We start from the raw sequence: 16,326 nt of genomic DNA on the forward strand, positions 1-16,326 counted from the left end.
CGCGTACTTCAGCGCACGAAAAGGGGCTCGCCCGGTGGCGCCGCCTCGGCCGGCAGCAGTGCCAGGTCGAGTCCGCGCACCAGGCGGGCCCTCAGTGTTTCGTCGGCCGAGAGCCGCCGGGCGACCGCCCGGGCGGCTTCGGCCGGGACCGCGGACGGGTCGAGGACCAGGGCGAGGGTGCCGTCGGCCTGTCCGGGGCCGAGGTGGGCGCGCACGACGGCGGGCTCGGCGGCGACGGCGTCCCGTACGGCCCCGACGACGGCCGGGTCGGCGAGCGGGTCGGTGCTCGCGCGGCCCTCGGCGAGGGCGAGCAGGGCCGGGCCGGCCAGCTCGAAGGGCACCGGTCCGGCCAGGTCGAGCACGATCGTGTCCGCCTTCTCGTGCGCGGCGGCCTGCAGGGCCTGGTGCAGCGGCACGGCAACGGGACGGGCCCCGGGGTCCCAGCGGGCGAGGGACTCCGTGGAGGTGAAGGCGGGCAGCGCGGTGCGCTCGCCGGCTTTGAGGGTGGGCACGGCCATGTCGCTGGTCTTCTCGCGGCGCAGCCCGTTCTCGTCCTCCTCGACCTCGCCGAGGACCGCCACGACGGGCACGAGCAGCCGGGCGCCCTTGAGGGCGGCGAGGACCGGACCCACCGCGCTGCGGTCCTCCGCCCAGGCGGCGAGTGCGGCGCTCAGCCGGGGGTCGGCGGAGCCGTCGTCGTCGGAGAAGCCGGAGTCCGGGATGTTCTTGTTCACCACGCGTCGACCCTATCCGCCGGGCGCCGTGCTCCCGGCAGCGCCTCAGAAGTCCTCGCGGCTCCTGCGGCCGCTGCGCCACAGGACGACCGCCGCGACCAGCAGGACGCCGCCACCGCCGCCCGCGAGGGGGGCGGCCCAGGCGGCGGTGGCGTCGCCGGAGGCGTCGTCGTCCGGTCCGCTGCCGAAGTACTTCGCACCGTGGGACGCGGACTGCAGGTCCTCTGGCTTGAGCCGGCCGGCCGCCTTGATCGCGGCCGCCGGGTCGACGAACCCGTAGCCCCGGGAGTCGTCCCGGCCGCCGGTGGGGGCGTTGCGGGCGGTGTCCTCCAGGAGGGACTTGATCTGGGCCGGGGTCAGGCCGGGGTGGGCCGCCTTGACCAGGGCGGCGGCGCCGGAGACGAATGCCGCGGCGGCGCTGGTGCCCCAGCCCTCGTAGTACTTGTGGTCGGGGTCGGCGATGACGACGTCGACGCCCGGGGCGCTGACGGTGGCGTACCAGCGGCGGGTGGAGAACGAAGCGCGGGTTCCGGCGCGGTCGACGGCGGTGGCGGCGATGACGCCCGGGTAGGCGGCCGGGTAGGAGATGTGGTCGCCCTTCTCGCCGCCGTTGCCCGCCGAGGCCACGACGACCACGCCCTTGCCCAGGGCGTACTGGATGGCCTGGTCCTCGGCGGGTTCGGGGTGCGCGGAGGCGGAGTCGTCGCCGAGGGAGAGGTTGATGACGTCGGCGCCGTGGTCGGCGGCCCAGCGGATGCCCTCGGCGAGGGCGTTGCCGCGGGTGCTGCGGGCCTTGGCCCGGGAGGGGTCGCCGTCCTCGAGGATCACGCGGACGGGGAGGATCTTCGCCTCGGGGGCGATGCCGATGACGCCGTCGGCGTTGCCCGGGCCGTGCCCGTGGCCGGCGATGATCCCGGCCATGGCGGTGCCGTGCCGGGCCCAGGCGCGGTCGCCGGGCTCGGCGCCGAAGCGGACCAGGTCCTTGCCGGGCAGGACGTTGCCGGCCAGGTCGGGGTGGTCGGCCTCGACACCGGTGTCCAGGACGGCGACGGTGATGCCCCGGCCCTTCGTGGTCTGCCAGGCCTCTTGGGTGTGCATGGCCTCCAGGGCCCACTGCTGGGCGCGGATGCCGTCGGCGTGGGCGGTGGCGGCGGGCAGCAGGACGAGACCGACGGTGAGCAGGGCGCCGAGGGCGGCGGCCCTGCGGGACGGCTTGCGCGGGTGTCTTCCGGCCGGGGCGTGCACGGCGGTCACGACGGCTGCTCCGAGGCCGCGCGGACGTCTTTGCGGAGGTCGCGTTCGACGCGGTCGGCGAGGCCCTGCGCCTCGTTGCCGAGGCCGGCCTGGGCGGCTGGGGTGGTGGCGTCGGCCTCCGTGGCGTCCCCCGCCGGCTGCGGGTCGTCGACGGTGCGGCCGTCGGCCCAGCCGGAGACGGCGTAGACGACGACGGGGGCCTCGGTCAGCACGGAGACGGTCCAGGAGGCGCGCTGCCGGGCGCCGAAGCCGGCGGCGGGCGTGCCCTGCGCGGCGTACGGCAGGGGCATCAGGTCGCTGCGGCGGTCCAGGCGCTCCTTGCCGAACCGGTTCGCGAGGGCGGTCATGCCCGGGGCGTCCGCCGTGGTGAAGAGCAGGCCCACGGTGGTCACGTAGCTCTTGGTGGCGTCGGTGTAGGTGGCGCGCAGGAGGCGCTCGCAGCCGACGGGGGCGAGCGCCTTGCGCAGCAGCGGGTCGAAGGCGTCCGTGCAGCCGCTGTCCGGGGCGACGGCTATCCGGGTCCAGGTGCGGTCCGCTCCGCCGGGGCCGGCGCCCCGGCCCTGCACGGTGGGCGGGAACAGCTGGTCGACCGGGACGCTGTGCCAGAGGTTCTGGGCCGCGGCGAAGGTGCTGGGTGAGCCCTCGTCGCCGGAGTCCCCGACGAGCCAGCTGCCGGTGACGGCTCCCGAGATGAGCCCCAGCCCGAGCACGAGGCAGGCGGCGGCCGCGGCGGCCCGGGACGCTCCGCGCCGGCCGAGCGGGCGGGGCCGTGCGTCGCCGTCGTAGCCCTCGGGTTCGCCGAAGGACACCACGGGCCGTGTGGCGCTCCAGGAGAGCGCGGGGTCGGGAGAGACGGGGGTGTTGCGGGGCGGGGGCGCCGAGGGGGCGGGCCGCCGGGTGGGCGGCGGGGGCACCCGCAGGCCCCGCCCGGCGCCGATGCCGCTTCCGGCAGGTATCGGCGACTCGTGTACGGGACGGCCGACGGCGGCACCGGTGCCGGTTGCGGCCGGTGCCGACGGCTCGTGCGCGGGGCGGCCGGTGCCGGTGCCGGTTCCGGCCGGTATCGGCGGCTCGTGCGCGGGGCGTGGCGGGGTGGTGGGGTGCACGGATCCGGGGCCGGTCGCCGTGGTCCTGTGCGCGGCAGGACGGCCGAACGGTGCGGCGGGTTCGTCCGGTGCCGGGTCAGCGGGGACGGGGCGCAGGCGTGCGGTCGTCTCGGACGCGTGGTCACCGGGGGCGCCGGGACGGCGGGGCGGGGGCAGGCGGAACGGCCGGCCGGTCGCCTCCGGAGCGGCCTCGGCCGCGGCGTCGGTACGGCCGGGCGCGGAGAGACGGAAGGGCCGGCCGGAGGACGGCGGCACGGCCCCGTCCGGCGTGCCGGAAGTCGCCGCCCGGACGGAGGACCGCGGCGAGCTCCCGTCCCGGGCTCCCGGACTCACTGCCCGGACGGAGGGCCGCGGCGGGTTCCCGTCCCTGCCCGGGGACTGCGACGAGAGCCCGTCCTGAGTGCCCGCACCCGCTGCCCTGCCCGAGGACTGCGACGAGAGCCCGTCCTGGGTGTCCGAACTCGCTGCCCTGCCCGAGGACTGCGACGAGAGCCCGTCCTGGGTGTCCGAACTCGCAGCCCTGCCCGAGGAGTCCGGCGTGGGGAGGTGACGCGGCCGCGACGGGGGCTGAGGTGCTCCGGATCCGGGGCGCGCCTCGCGGCCGACGCCGGGCGGGTTGTCCGGGAAGCGCGTGGAGGCGCGGGGCGGGGGCGGGGAGGCGGCACCGGTGTGCTGGGGGGCGCTGGCACCGAAGACCGGGGCACCGAGGCTCGGGAAGCGCGGGCGGTCCCCGTCGGACGATTTCGGCCCCGCCCCGCTGCCGGGAGCGGTGGCTTGCCGTCCTGTGGCGGGATCGGAGGACGTGGCCGGCCTCTCCCGGCCGCCCTTCCGCGAATCCTTCGACCCGTCCTGCGGTGAATCCGCCGCCGGGTCCTGCGGCGTGGCCGGGGGGTGTGGCGGACGGGGTGGGGCCGTGGGGCGCGGGGGGAAAGAGGCGCGTTGCGCTTCCGTGCTCATGCACCCCCCGTTTCCGCATGCCCGGGCCGCTCGTCTCGCGCGGGCCGGTGTCGTCCTGCCCGAGCCCGGCACACAGCCGTCCCGGGCACACCTACCCGTACGGAGGGAGCGTCATCCCGGCGCGGATCCGCGGCCGGCGTCATCCGCCGTACGTGCGCGTCACTCTACGGCTTGTTCCTGGGCGAACGGGAACCAGTCCACAACGGCGGGGCATCTGCCCGGAACGTCCCCCTACCCTGCGGTAATCCGGTCTGGCAGGCTGCGTTCATGACTGCGCGCGCCTCCGACCGGGCCCGTTACGACCGGGCCACCGCCCATCTCGACGCCCCCCTCGCGATCGTGGACCTCGAAGCCTTCGACGCCAACGCCGCCGACCTGGTGCGCCGCGCCGGGGGCAAGCCCGTCCGGGTAGCCAGCAAGTCCGTGCGCTGCCGGGCGCTGCTGGAGCGCGTCCTGGCCCGCGACGGCTTCGCGGGGATCATGTCGTTCACCCTGGCCGAGTCGCTGTGGCTGGCCCGCTCCGGGTTCGGCGACGTGCTGCTCGCCTACCCGTCCGCCGACCGTGCCGGGTACGCCGAACTGGCCGGTGATCCCAAGCTCGCCGCCGCCGTGACCGTCATGGTGGACGACGTCGCCCAGCTGGATCTGATCGACGCCTCCCGGGCCGGCGGGCGTGAAGTGGTGCGGGTGTGCCTGGAGTTGGACACCTCGTTGAAGCTGCTCGGCGGGCGGGTGCGGGTCGGGGCCCGGCGTTCGCCGCTGCACTCCCCCGCCGAGGTCGCCGAGGTGGCGCGGGCGGTGACCCGGCGGCCCGGCTTCGAGGTCGTGGGGATCATGGCCTACGAGGGGCATGTCGCCGGTGTGGGTGACGCGGTGGCGGGACGGCCGCTGCGCTCCCGCGCCGTCCGGTTGATGCAGGCCGCCGCCAGGCGTGAACTGGCCGAGCGGCGTGCGGAGGTGGTGCGCGCGGTGCGGGCCGTCGTGCCGGGACTGGAGTTCGTCAACGGCGGCGGTACCGGCTCGGTGCAGCACACGGCGGCCGAGGAGGCGGTGACCGAGATCGCCGCCGGGTCGGGCCTGTACGTGCCGCGCCTGTTCGACAACTACACGTCGTTCAGTGCCCGTCCGTCGGCCCTCTTCGCGCAGCCCGTCGTGCGGCGGCCCGGCGTGGGAGTGGTGACGGTCCTGGGCGGTGGGTATCCCGCCTCGGGTGCGGCCGGAGCCGACCGGTCGCCGGTGCCGTATCTGCCCGAGGGGCTGCGCTACGACCCGCAGGAGGGCGCCGGTGAGGTGCAGACGCCGCTGCTGGGCTCGCCCGCCGACGATCTGCTGATCGGCGACAAGGTGTGGTTCCGGCACGCGAAGGCCGGTGAGCTGTGCGAGCGGTTCGACCGGCTGCACCTGATCGAGGGCGACACGGTGACCGAGACGGTGCCGACGTATCGCGGCGAGGGCCACACGTTCCTCTGAGGCCGTGGAGGCGTCGGTCCGCCGGGGCGACGCTGCTGCCCGCGCCGCCGCCCGTGTCCGCTCCGCCCGAGGGCCGGATGCCCTCGGTGATGCGGCCCGTGGAAGGCGGCGGCGTGCTCCTTTTGGCACTGTGGGGCGCGAACCGGCCCCTGTGGTCACGCGGTCAGACGGGTGTGACGTACGCCCCCGCGATCCCGCCGTCGACCAGGAAGTCGGTGGCGTTCACGAAGGAGGAGTCGTCGCTGGCGAGGAAGGCGACGGCGGCGGCGATCTCCTCGGCTTCGGCGAACCGGCCGAGCGGGATGTGCACCAGGCGGCGCGCGGCCCGCTCCGGGTCCTTGGCGAACAGCTCCTGGAGGAGGGGGGTGTTCACCGGGCCCGGGCAGAGGGCGTTCACGCGGATGCCCTCGCGGGCGAACTGCACGCCCAGTTCCCGGGACATGGCGAGGACGCCGCCCTTGGAGGCCGTGTACGAGATCTGCGAGGTGGCCGCGCCCATCCTGGCGACGAAGGACGCCGTGTTGATGATCGAGCCCCGGCCCTGGCGCCGCATGTAGGGAATGGCGGCCTTGCAGCACAGGTAGACGGAGGTGAGGTTGACCTCCTGCACGCGCTTCCAGGCCTCCAGGCCGGTCTCCAGGATGGAGTCGTCGTCGGGCGGGGAGATGCCGGCGTTGTTGAAGGCGATGTCGACGCTGCCGTAGGTGTCGTAGGCGGTCCTGAAGAGGGCCTCGACCTCGTCGGGGTCGGTGACGTCCACCTTCACGAAGGTGCCGCCGGTCTCCTCGGCGGCGGCCTTGCCGCGGGCCTCGTCGACGTCACCGCAGACGACGTGCGCGCCCTCGGAGGCGAGACGGCGGGCCGCGGCGAGGCCGATGCCGCTGCCGGCTCCGGTGACGACGGCGGTACGGCCGACCAGACGGCGGCAGATGTTCTCCTGGGCAGTCACTGTGCGGGGCCCTCCGTGCTGATGAAGACGTTCTTGGTTTCGGTGAAGGCGGCCAGGGCGTCGGGGCCGAGCTCGCGCCCGACGCCGGACTGCTTGTAGCCGCCGAACGGGGTCCAGTAGCGGACGCTGGCATGGGAGTTGACGGACAGGTTGCCGGCGCGGACGGCCTGGGAGACGCGCAGGGCACGGCCGACGTCCCGGGTCCAGATGGAGCCGGAGAGGCCGTAGGGGGTGTCGTTGGCGAGGCGGATCGCGTCCTGCTCGTCGGTGAAGGGCAGGAGCACGGCGACCGGGCCGAAGATCTCCTCGCGGGCCGCCGCCGAGTCGGGGCTCTCGCCGGTCAGGACAGTGGGCGGGAACCAGAAGCCCGGGCCCTCGGGTGCGCTGCCGCGCAGGGCCGGGGCGCCGTCCGGTACGAAGCCGCGGACGCGGTCGAGCTGCTGCCGGGAGATCAGCGGGCCCATCTGCGTCTTCTCGTCGGCCGGGTCGCCCACCACCACGGCGGCCAGCGCCTCGGCGAGATGGTCGCGGACCTCGTCGTAGACGGACTCCTGGACCAGGACACGGGTGCGGGCGCAGCAGTCCTGGCCGGAGTTGTCGAGGAAGGAGAAGGGGTCGACGGCCGTCTTGAGGTCGGCGTCGGCGAAGACGATGTTGGGGCTCTTGCCGCCGAGTTCGAGGGTGACGGGCTTGACCTGCTCGGCGCCGAGGGCCGCGACGCGCGTCCCGGTCCGGGTGGAGCCGGTGAAGACGATCTTGGCGACTCCGGGGTGCCGGACCAGGGCGTCGCCGGTGATGTCGCCGCGTCCGGGCAGGACCTGGAAGAGGTGCTCCGGGAGCCCGGCCTCCAGGGCGAGTTCGGCGAGGCGCAGCGCGGTGAGCGGGGTGGTCTCGGCGGGCTTGAGAATGACGGCGTTGCCGGCCGCGAGGGCGGGTGCGGTGCCCCAGGCGGCGATCGGCATGGGGAAGTTCCAGGGCGCGATCACGCCCACGACGCCGAGCGGTTCGAGGATCGTGACGTTCAGGCCGCCCGGTACCGGGATCTGCCGGCCGGTGAGCCGCTCCACTCCCCCGGCCGCGTAGTCCAGCAGGTCACGGACGTTGCCGGCCTCCCAGCGGGCGTTGCCGATGAGGTGGCCCGCCTCCCGGACCTCCAGGCGGGCCAGCTCTTCCAGGTGTTCGTCGACGGTGGCCGCGAAGTTGCGCAGCAGCCGGGCGCGGTCCGCGGGGGCCAGGGCGGCCCAGGTCCGCTGCGCCCTGGCGGCCCAGGTGACGGCCGTGTCGACGTCGGCCGGACTCGCCCCGGCGACGGCGGCGACGACCTCCTCGGTCGCGGGGTTCAGTACTTCCAGAAGGTGCTCGGAAGACAAGAAGGACCTCACATGCGTTCGAAGGAGCGGCGCAGCTCCCAGTCGGTCACCGCGGCGTCGAAGGCTTCCAGTTCGACGCGCGCCATGTTGCGGTAGTGCGCGACGACCTCGTCGCCGAAGGCGGCCCGGGCGACGGGGCTGTTCTCCCAGAGCTCGGCGGCCTCGCGCAGGGTGGTGGGGACGTGGTCGAGGTCGGCGGCGTAGGCGTTGCCGGGGCAGGGCTCGGGCAGCTCCAGCTTCTGCTCGATGCCGTGCAGTCCGGCCGCGACCAGTCCGGCGACGGCGAGGTAGGGGTTGACGTCGCCGCCGGGCAGGCGGTTCTCGAAGCGCAGGGAGCGGCCGTGGCCGACCACGCGCAGCGCGCAGGTGCGGTTGTCCTGGCCCCAGGCGACGGCGGTCGGGGCGAAGGAGCCGGGCTGGAAGCGCTTGTAGGAGTTGATGTTGGGGGCGTAGAGGAGGGAGAAGTCGCGCAGCGCCGCCAGCTGTCCGGCGAGGAAGTGCCGCATGACCTCGGACATGCCGCCTTCGAGGTCGCCGGCCATGGCGTTGGTGCCGTCGGCGTCGGCGAGCGAGAGGTGGATGTGGCAGGAGTTGCCCTCGCGCTCGTTGTACTTGGCCATGAAGGTGATCGACATGCCCTCCTGGGCGGCGATCTCCTTGGCGCCGGTCTTGTAGACGGAGTGCTGGTCGCAGGTGACCAGGGCCTCGTCGTAGCGGAAGGCGATCTCGTGCTGGCCGGGGTTGCACTCGCCCTTGGCGGACTCGACGGTGAGGCCGGCGCCGGCCATCTCGTTGCGGATGCGGCGCAGCAGCGGCTCGATGCGGCCGGTGCCGAGGACGGAGTAGTCGATGTTGTACTGGTTGGCCGGGGTCAGGCCCTTGTAGCCGGCGTCCCAGGCCTGTTCGTAGGTGTCCTTGAAGACGATGAACTCCAGCTCGGTGCCGACCTGGGCGGTGTAGCCGAGCTCGGCCAGGCGCTCCAGCTGGCGGCGCAGGATCTGGCGGGGCGCGGCGACGACCGGGGAGCCGTCGCTCCAGGCGAGGTCGGCGTGGAGCATGGCCGTGCCCGCGTTCCAGGGGACGCGGCGCAGGGTGGTGAGGTCCGGGTGCATGGCGAAGTCGCCGTAGCCGCGGTCCCAGGAGGACATGGCGTAGCCGTCGACGGTGTTCATCTCGGTGTCGACGGCGAGCAGGTAGTTGCAGCCCTCCGTACCGTGCTGGAGGACTTCGTCGAGGAAGAAACGTGCGGCGAACCGCTTGCCCTGGAGCCGCCCTTGCATGTCGGGGAAGGCCAGGACGACAGTGTCGATCTCACCGCCGGCGACGAGGGTGTGCAGCTCCTCGACGCTCAGCGGGGGTGTGCGGTCTGCCACGGGAAGGCCTCCTAGGCTCCTTGGATCCGCTGCCTGGATCCGCCGGGAGCCATAAGGTATTGCCGAGAACCATTGCTTGGGAAGGGGGTACGGCCACATGCCGGAGGAACCTGGGGGCGGCGAGGTGCGGGACGGGCTGACGCCGGTGCTGCGACCGGTGCGCGCGGGCAACGGCTTCGAGGAGGCACTGGAGCAGATCCTGCAGGTCGTACGGCTGGGGCTGGTGCCGGGGGGCGAGCGGCTGCCTGCCGAGCGGGAGCTGGCGGAGCGGCTGGGGATCAGCCGGGTGACGCTGCGCGAAGTGCTGAAGGTGCTCCAGGACCAGGGACTGGTCGAGTCGCGGCGCGGCCGGTACGGCGGGACGTTCGTGCTGCCGCGCGCCGACGCGGTCGGTGAGGACGAGCTGCGGCGGCGGGTGGCCGAGGTCGACATCGAGGACGTGCTGCGGTTCCGGGAGGTGCTGGAGGTGGGCGCGGCCGGGCTGTGCGCGGCGCACGGGCTGGAGGAGAAGCAGGCGGACCGGCTGCGCGAGGCCCTGGCGCGCACGCACGACGCGCCGCTCGCGGAGTACCGCCGCCTGGACACGCTGCTGCACCTCACCATCGCCGAGCTGTCCGGCTCCCCCACGCTCACCGCCCAGTACGCGGCCGTCCGCGCGATAGTCAACGACCTGCTCGACTGCATCCCGCTGCTGGTGCGCAACCTGGAGCACTCCCAGCGGCAGCACACCGCGCTGGTGGAGGCGGTGATCGAGGGTGAGGCCGACCAGGCGCGGGAGATCATGCGCGAGCACTGCGGGGGCACGGCGGCGCTGCTGCGGGGGTTCCTCGGCTGAGCCGGGCGGCGGTGTCGTCGCCGGGTGAGGATTTACGGGCGATTAACGCACGGGTATTGCCATCCCCCCGTCGGCCCGCAAAGGTATGGCTCCATTCCATTGAGTCGGAGCCCACTCGATCCCGTGACCGCCGCCCCGTCGGGAGTCAGCCCATGCCCCAGGAACCCACCGTCACACCCGCCGCCCCGGAGGGCGACGACTATCTGGAGCGCAGAGCACTGCGCCGCGGCAGCGCCGGCTGGGTGCTGCTGACCGGTCTCGGCGTCGCCTACGTCGTCTCCGGTGACTACTCGGGCTGGAACTTCGGCCTGGCCGAGGGCGGCTTCGGGGGCCTGGCGATCGCCATGGTGCTCATGGGCGCGATGTACGCGTGCATGGTCTTCGCCCTCGCCGAGCTGTCGTCGATCCTGCCCACGGCCGGCGGCGGCTACGGCTTCGCCCGGCGGGCGCTCGGCCCCTGGGGCGGCTTCCTGACCGGCACGGCGATCCTGATCGAGTACGTCCTCGCGCCCGCCGCCATCGTCATCTTCATCGGCGACTACGTCGAGTCGCTCGGCCTGTTCGGCCTGGAGTCCGGCTGGCCGGTGTACCTGGCCTGCTTCGTGATCTTCCTCGGTATCCACCTGTGGGGCGTGGGCGAGGCGCTGCGCTTCAGTTTCGTCGTCACCGGCATCGCCGTGGTGGCCCTGATCGTGTTCGCGCTGGCGGCGCTGCCCGGCTTCTCCTTCGCGGCGCTGGACGACATCCCGGTCGACGCCTCCGCCGCGGGGTCGAGCTCCTGGCTGCCGTTCGGCCTGCTCGGCATCTGGGCGGCGTTCCCCTTCGGCATGTGGTTCTTCCTCGGCGTGGAGGGGGTGCCGCTGGCCGCCGAGGAGACCAGGGACCCGGCCCGGACCCTGCCGAAGGCGATCCGCTGGTCGATGGGCATCCTGGTGGTGCTGGCGGTGGTCACGTTCTTCGCGGCGGCCGGGGCGCGCGGTTCCGATGCGATCCAGGGGGCGGGCAACCCGCTGGTCGAGGCGCTCCAGCCGAACGGCAAGGCGACGACTCTGAGCCGGATCGTGAACTACGCGGGCCTCGCCGGCCTGGTGGCGTCGTTCTTCTCGCTGATCTACGCGGGCTCGCGCCAGCTGTTCGCCCTGTCCCGCGCGGGCTACCTGCCCCGCTTCCTGTCGCTCACCAGCCGCCGCAAGGCGCCGTACCTGGGCCTGCTGGTGCCCGGCACGATCGGTTTCCTGCTGGCGGCGGTCTCCGGCAACGGCGCGCGGATGCTGAACATCGCCGTGTTCGGCGCGACCATCTCCTACGCGCTGATGTCCCTGTCGCACATCGTGCTGCGCCGCAGGGAGCCGGAGCTGGAGCGGCCCTACCGCACGCCGGGCGGGGTGCTGACGTCGTCGGTCGCCCTGGTGCTGGCGTGCGCCGCGCTGGTGGCGACGTTCCTGGTGGACGTGACGGCGGCGCTGATCGCCCTCCTGGTGTACGCCGTGGCCGTCGCCTACTTCGGCCTGTACAGCCGTAAGCGCCTGGTGGCGAAGGCACCGGAGGAGGAGTTCGCGGCGCTGGCGGCCGCCGAGGCAGAGTTGGCAAGGGACTGAGTGGTCCGAGCGTGAGGGAGTTGTCGTGACCAGGCCGTTGATCGGTGTCAGCACCTACCTGGAGTCCGGTGCGCGCTGGGGCGTGTGGGAGCTGGAGGCCGCGCTGCTGCCGGTCGGTTACCCGCGGCTGGTGCAGCGGGCCGGCGGCCTGGCCGCGATGCTGCCGCCGGACGACCCCCGGCACGCCGCGGCCGCCGTGGCACGGCTGGACGGGCTGGTCATCGCGGGCGGTCCGGACGTGGAGCCGGTGCGGTACGGGGCCGAGCGCGAGTCGCGGACGGGGCCGCCGGCGCCGGAGCGGGACGCGTGGGAACTGGCGCTGATCGAGGCCGCGCTGGCGGCGGGGCTGCCGCTGCTGGGGATCTGCCGGGGGATGCAGCTGCTGAACGTCGCTCTCGGGGGGACTCTGCTGCAGCACATCGAGGGGCACGCGGAGGTCGTGGGCGTCTTCGGCGGGCATGCGGTGAAGCCGGTGCCGGGGAGTCTGTACGCCGGTGTGGTGCCGGAGGAGACGTTCGTCCCGACGTACCACCACCAGGCCGTGGACCGCCTGGGCGAGGGCCTGGTCCCGTCGGCCTACGCGACGGACGGCACGGTGGAGGCGGTGGAACTGCCGTCGGCCGACTGGGTGCTGGGGGTGCAGTGGCATCCGGAGATGGGGGAGGACGTGCGGGTGATGGGGGCGCTGGTGGAGGCGGCGAGTACCGGCAGAGTCAGCCCGTCCGGCGTCTGAGGACGAGGCCGTTCAGGCCGAAGCGGGGGTCTGGGGGCGCAGCCCCCGGCGGGGTCGAAGGTGCAGCGCCCCTGGGGATGGGACGGGTAGGGGCGGCGGGGGCGAGAACCTACCCCCGCGTCAGCGACAGCAGGTCCCGCGCCGGCCCCGTGGGGCGATGCCCCGTCGGCCACACCGCCCTCAGGTCACGCGCCAGCGCCACCCCCTCCACCGGTACCGGCACCAGCCTCCGCATGGCCAGCTCCTCCCCCACCGCCAGTTCGCTCAGCACCGCCGGACCCGCCCCGCTCACCGCCGCCGCCTTGACCGCCGTCGTCGACGACAGCTCGATCAGCGGCCGGGCCAGTCCGCCCAGCGCAGCGTCCAGCACCTGCCGCGTCCCCGACCCCTTCTCGCGGAGGATCAACGGCGTCGACGCCAGTTCCTCCGCGGCCAGCGACCGCCGCCGCCGGGCCCACGCATGCCCCGGCGCGGTCACCACTATCAGCCGGTCATGGGCGATGACCGCCGAGTCGAGTCCGGCCGGCACCGACAGCCCCTCCACGAACCCCAGATCCGCCTCGTCCGACAGCAGTCGCTCCGCCACCACCGTCGAGTTCCCCGCGTGCAGCGACACCGCCGTGTCGGGCCGCTGCGCGCGCAGCGCGAGCAGCCAGCCGGGCAGCAGATATTCCGCGATCGTCATGCTCGCGGCCACCCGCAGCCGGGAGTCGCGGCGCACGCGCAGCGCCTGCGCCCCCACGTCGAACGCCTCCGCCGCCTCCACGATCCGCCGCGCCCAGTCCGTCACCAGGGCCCCGGCGTCCGTGAGCCGGGACCCGCGGGGCGAGCGGTCGACCAGCGCCACGCCGAGCTGCCGCTCCATCGACCGGATGCGGCTGCTGGCCGCGGGCTGGGTGATGCCGAGTTCCCGCGCGGCGCCGCCGAGACTGCCGAGCCGCGCCACCGCCAGCAGCAGCTCCAGGGCGCCCAGATCCGGTACCCGGTGCGCCAGGGGCCCGGTGACCTCCGGCCCGGCCTGCTCATCCGCGTTGCTCATAAACCCAGCTTATGTCGCCATAGAGGCATGGTCCCTGGTGGTGCGCCGTGTCCGGAACGATCGTGGAGTCATGGTCACCGCAGCCCGGCCCCTCGTGTACCCGCTCTCCGTCCGTGGTCTCGGACCCAACTGGTACGCCACGGTGATGGGCACCGCCGTCGTCGCCACCGCCGGGGCCGCCCTCGCACCGCACCTCCCGGGGCTGCGCGGGGTGCTCGCCGGGGTGTGGGCCCTGTCCCTCGCCCTGCTCCTGGCACTGCTCACCGGCCGGGCCGTGCACTGGGCCCGGCACCGGGACCAAGCCTGCGCCCACCTGCTCGATCCGGCGACGGCACCCTTCTACGGCTGCCTCGCCATGGCCCTGCTGGCCGTGGGCGGCGGCGCCCTCTCCGTCGGCCGGGACTGGATCGGCCTGCGGGCGGCCGTCACGCTCGACGCGGTGCTGTTCACCACGGGCACCCTGACCGGTCTCGCCGCGGCGGTCGCCGTGCCGTATCTGATGGCCGTACGCCATCGCGTCGAGCCGGGACAGGCCACGCCGGTCTGGTTGCTGCCGCTCGTCGCGCCCATGGTGTCGGCCGCCGTCGGACCACAACTGGTGCCCCATCTGCCGCCCGGCCAGGCCCGGGAGACCCTGCTCCTCGGCTGCTTCGCACTGTTCGGGCTCAGTCTGCTCGCGACCCTGGTCATGCTGCCGCTGGTCTTCGCCCGGACGCTCACCGGCGGGCCGCTGCCCCTCGCCCTCACCCCGACCCTGTTCCTGGTGCTCGGCCCGCTCGGGCAGTCCACCACCGCCGTCGGCGCCTTCGCGGACGTCACGCCCGGGGTCGTACCGGAGCCGTACAGCGTGGGATTCGGGGTGCTCGCCGTGCTCTACGGCGTGCCCGTGATGGGGTTCGCGCTGCTGTGGGCCTGCCTGGCCGCCGCCCATGTGCTGCGCGCCCGGCGACACGGGATGCGGTTCTCGATGACCTGGTGGTCGTTCACCTTCCCGGTCGGGACCTGCGTCACCGGCACCGAGGCGCTGGGCCGGCACACCGGGCTCGTCGCCTACGCGGGTCCGGCGGTGCTGCTGTACGCGGTGCTGGTCGCGGCGTGGGGCACGGCCGTGGTGGGCACCCTGCGCGGGCTGCTCAGGGGCGGGCTGCTCGCAGCGCCCGCTGAAGCACCCGCGGCGCCTCGGCCAGTGACGGTCCGTACCACGTCAGGTGCCGTCCGCTGACGAGCGCGCAGGGCAGGCCGGGGAAGCCATCGGGGCCGTCGTCGGGGCTGAAACGGTACGGCTCGTCCGGCAGCACCACCACATCGGGTGCCGCGGCGCGGAGTTCCTCCAGCGGGACGCGCGGGTAGCGGTCCGGGTGCGTGGTGTGCACGTGGTCGACGCCCAGGCGGGCGAGGACGTCCCCCGCGAAGGTGTCGCGGCCGAGGACCATCCACGGGCGACGCCAGATCGGCACGACGGCGGTCAGCCGCGTCCCGGGCTCCGGCAGGGCCGCCCAGGTCTGCTCCGCGTCGTCCAGCCAGCGCGGCCGGGACGTCACCCCGCAGGCGTCCAGTACCCGGGCCAGTTCCCGGAAGGCCTGCGGCACGTCGCGGATCTCCGTCACCAGGACCTCGACGCCCGCCGCGCGCAGGGCCGCCAGGTCGGGTGCGCGGTTCTCCTCCTCGTTGGCGATCACGAGATCGGGCGCGAGGGAGAGGATCCGCTCGGTGTTCGGGTTCTTGGTGCCGCCGACGCGTACGACGTCCAGGTCAGGGGGGTGGGTGCACCAGTCGGTGGCGCCGGCCAGGGCTCCCGGCGCGGACCTGGCCACGGCCTCGGTCAGCGAGGGGACCAGCGAGACGACCCTCACCGGCGTGGCCGGTCCCGGACCGCCTCGATGTGCTCCGCCACGGCGACGACGATCACGCGGGTGTCCGACTCCGCCGCCCGCCAGCGATGCCGTACACCGCCGGTCAGGTACAGCGTGTCGCCGCGGCCCAGGCGGTAGGCGCGGCCTTCCGCCTCGATCTCCACCGCGCCGTCGGCGACGTACATCAACTGGTCGTTGCGGTACTGGAATTCACGGCCGGCGTCGTGGTCGCCGGTGAACTCGGAGGCGTGCATCTGGTGGTGGCCGCGGACCAGGGAGCGGGACCGGGGCAGGGCTTGCGGCTCGGTGCCGTCGCCACGGACGACGTCCACGCTGCACGCGGGGTCGGCCGCGGCGAGGAGCTCCACGGCCGTGGTGCGCAGCGCGTCGGCGACCTTCTCCAGGGAACTGGTGCTGGGCCGCGCCCGGTCGTTCTCGATCTGGCTGAGGAACGGGACGGACAGGCCGCTGCGCGCGGCCACGACGGCGAGGGTGAGGTCCAGCGCGCGGCGCCGCCGGCGCACGGCCGCGCCCACCCGAAGCGGCTGCTCCTTGTGGTCGCCCATCGCTCCGGCTCCCTCCTTCGCCCGTGGCGAGTTCCCGGTCCCCCTGCGGGCCGGGCGGACTTCTTTGTCGACCTGTCTGCACCCTACGCACACTCGGCAACCCGTTTCATGCGCTCGTCGCACGTGTGCGCAGAGCGTGTGCCCGGATCTCACCGCTCTCGGCCGTGGGCCGGTCACAGCGGGCGCCGACGCACGCCCTTCCCCTCCGAAGCGAGGACGAGACAAGCGGGACGAGCCGCAGACACCCGGCCAGGGCTTGCGAGCGGGCCATCAGGGTACGTCCGTTCGCGGGGGTTCGGTTGTGGGCGGCAGCTCTTCACGGTCGGACCGGATGCACCGACGTGACACCGTGGAGGTCCGGATGCCCGGCTGTCGGCGCGGCGCACGGCCCGGGGTGACTCCCTGCGATTGGCCGGATCCTTCTCGTGGCGTCACGTTCACGCATTGATGATGAAGTGGGGGGCCCCCCCCCCGGGGGGGGGCCCAACA

15 protein-coding genes are annotated in these 16,326 nt (G+C 74.1%); 6 read left to right on the forward strand and 9 right to left on the reverse strand.

The window, feature by feature from the left end:
- Positions 1-8: 8 nt before the first annotated feature.
- Genes ACFCXS_RS22590 through ACFCXS_RS22600 form a run of 3 tightly spaced genes read right to left on the reverse strand, consistent with a single transcriptional unit; the run spans position 9 to position 2,797 of the window.
- Positions 9-737 (reverse strand): SseB family protein, encoded by a 729-nt coding sequence (locus ACFCXS_RS22590; protein WP_376645131.1) that lies wholly within the window; start codon positions 735-737, stop codon positions 9-11.
- Positions 738-779: 42 nt separating this feature from the next.
- Positions 780-1,988 (reverse strand): type VII secretion-associated serine protease mycosin, encoded by a 1,209-nt coding sequence (gene mycP, locus ACFCXS_RS22595; RefSeq protein WP_376645132.1) that lies wholly within the window; start codon positions 1,986-1,988, stop codon positions 780-782.
- Positions 1,985-2,797, reverse strand: coding sequence for a hypothetical protein (locus tag ACFCXS_RS22600; protein ID WP_376645287.1), 813 nt, complete (start codon positions 2,795-2,797; stop codon positions 1,985-1,987). The genes mycP and ACFCXS_RS22600 overlap by 4 nt, the downstream gene beginning before the upstream one ends.
- 697 nt (positions 2,798-3,494) lie before the next feature.
- Here ACFCXS_RS22600 and ACFCXS_RS22605 point away from each other — a divergent pair.
- Positions 3,495-3,644 carry a hypothetical protein gene (locus ACFCXS_RS22605; protein ID WP_376645133.1) on the forward strand — a complete coding sequence of 50 codons (150 nt, stop codon included), beginning with the start codon at positions 3,495-3,497 and terminating at the stop codon, positions 3,642-3,644.
- Between the two features lie 674 nt (positions 3,645-4,318).
- On the forward strand, positions 4,319-5,521 hold the full coding sequence (locus tag ACFCXS_RS22610; RefSeq protein ID WP_376645134.1) for an amino acid deaminase/aldolase: 1,203 nt from the start codon (positions 4,319-4,321) through the stop codon (positions 5,519-5,521).
- Between the two features lie 163 nt (positions 5,522-5,684).
- Here ACFCXS_RS22610 and ACFCXS_RS22615 read toward each other — a convergent pair whose 3' ends face one another.
- Genes ACFCXS_RS22615 through ACFCXS_RS22625 form a run of 3 tightly spaced genes read right to left on the reverse strand, consistent with a single transcriptional unit; the run spans position 5,685 to position 9,213 of the window.
- Complete coding sequence (locus ACFCXS_RS22615) at positions 5,685-6,470, reverse strand: 3-oxoacyl-ACP reductase (RefSeq protein WP_362240544.1); 786 nt, start codon at positions 6,468-6,470, stop codon at positions 5,685-5,687.
- Positions 6,467-7,840 carry an aldehyde dehydrogenase family protein gene (locus ACFCXS_RS22620; RefSeq protein WP_376645135.1) on the reverse strand — a complete coding sequence of 458 codons (1,374 nt, stop codon included), beginning with the start codon at positions 7,838-7,840 and terminating at the stop codon, positions 6,467-6,469. The genes ACFCXS_RS22615 and ACFCXS_RS22620 overlap by 4 nt, the downstream gene beginning before the upstream one ends.
- 8 nt (positions 7,841-7,848) lie before the next feature.
- Complete coding sequence (locus tag ACFCXS_RS22625; protein WP_376645136.1) at positions 7,849-9,213, reverse strand: glutamine synthetase family protein; 1,365 nt, start codon at positions 9,211-9,213, stop codon at positions 7,849-7,851.
- 97 nt (positions 9,214-9,310) lie between these two features.
- On the opposite strand from ACFCXS_RS22625, the gene ACFCXS_RS22630 reads away from it, so the two are divergent.
- The 3 genes from ACFCXS_RS22630 to ACFCXS_RS22640 all read left to right on the forward strand — a co-directional run bounded on the left by ACFCXS_RS22630 (position 9,311) and on the right by ACFCXS_RS22640 (position 12,379).
- Positions 9,311-10,048 carry a FadR/GntR family transcriptional regulator gene (locus tag ACFCXS_RS22630; protein ID WP_376645137.1) on the forward strand — a complete coding sequence of 246 codons (738 nt, stop codon included), beginning with the start codon at positions 9,311-9,313 and terminating at the stop codon, positions 10,046-10,048.
- Positions 10,049-10,200: 152 nt separating this feature from the next.
- On the forward strand, positions 10,201-11,646 hold the full coding sequence (eat, locus tag ACFCXS_RS22635; protein ID WP_376645138.1) for an ethanolamine permease: 1,446 nt from the start codon (positions 10,201-10,203) through the stop codon (positions 11,644-11,646).
- Positions 11,647-11,683: 37 nt separating this feature from the next.
- Positions 11,684-12,379: a gamma-glutamyl-gamma-aminobutyrate hydrolase family protein gene (locus ACFCXS_RS22640; protein WP_376645288.1), complete on the forward strand. Its 696-nt coding sequence runs from the start codon at positions 11,684-11,686 to the stop codon at positions 12,377-12,379.
- Between the two features lie 109 nt (positions 12,380-12,488).
- Here the strand turns inward: ACFCXS_RS22640 and ACFCXS_RS22645 are convergent, their stop codons facing one another.
- On the reverse strand, positions 12,489-13,418 hold the full coding sequence (locus ACFCXS_RS22645; RefSeq protein WP_376645139.1) for a LysR family transcriptional regulator: 930 nt from the start codon (positions 13,416-13,418) through the stop codon (positions 12,489-12,491).
- 70 nt (positions 13,419-13,488) lie between these two features.
- Here ACFCXS_RS22645 and ACFCXS_RS22650 point away from each other — a divergent pair, with 70 nt between their 5' ends.
- Complete coding sequence (locus ACFCXS_RS22650; protein WP_376645140.1) at positions 13,489-14,640, forward strand: TDT family transporter; 1,152 nt, start codon at positions 13,489-13,491, stop codon at positions 14,638-14,640.
- Here the strand turns inward: ACFCXS_RS22650 and ACFCXS_RS22655 are convergent.
- Together ACFCXS_RS22655 and ACFCXS_RS22660 are read right to left on the reverse strand one after the other, a co-directional pair.
- Positions 14,552-15,271 (reverse strand): helical backbone metal receptor, encoded by a 720-nt coding sequence (locus tag ACFCXS_RS22655; RefSeq protein ID WP_376645141.1) that lies wholly within the window; start codon positions 15,269-15,271, stop codon positions 14,552-14,554. The two genes, ACFCXS_RS22650 and ACFCXS_RS22655, sit on opposite strands and share 89 nt — an antisense overlap.
- A complete protein-coding gene (locus tag ACFCXS_RS22660) occupies positions 15,268-15,837 on the reverse strand; it encodes an XRE family transcriptional regulator (RefSeq protein WP_351641929.1) in 570 nt (189 codons plus the stop codon). Before ACFCXS_RS22660 ends, ACFCXS_RS22655 begins: the two co-directional genes overlap by 4 nt.
- Between the last annotated feature and the right edge of the window lie 489 nt (positions 15,838-16,326).

Source organism: Streptomyces sp. NPDC056373, assembly GCF_042262425.1.
Lineage (GTDB): Bacteria > Actinomycetota > Actinomycetes > Streptomycetales > Streptomycetaceae > Streptomyces.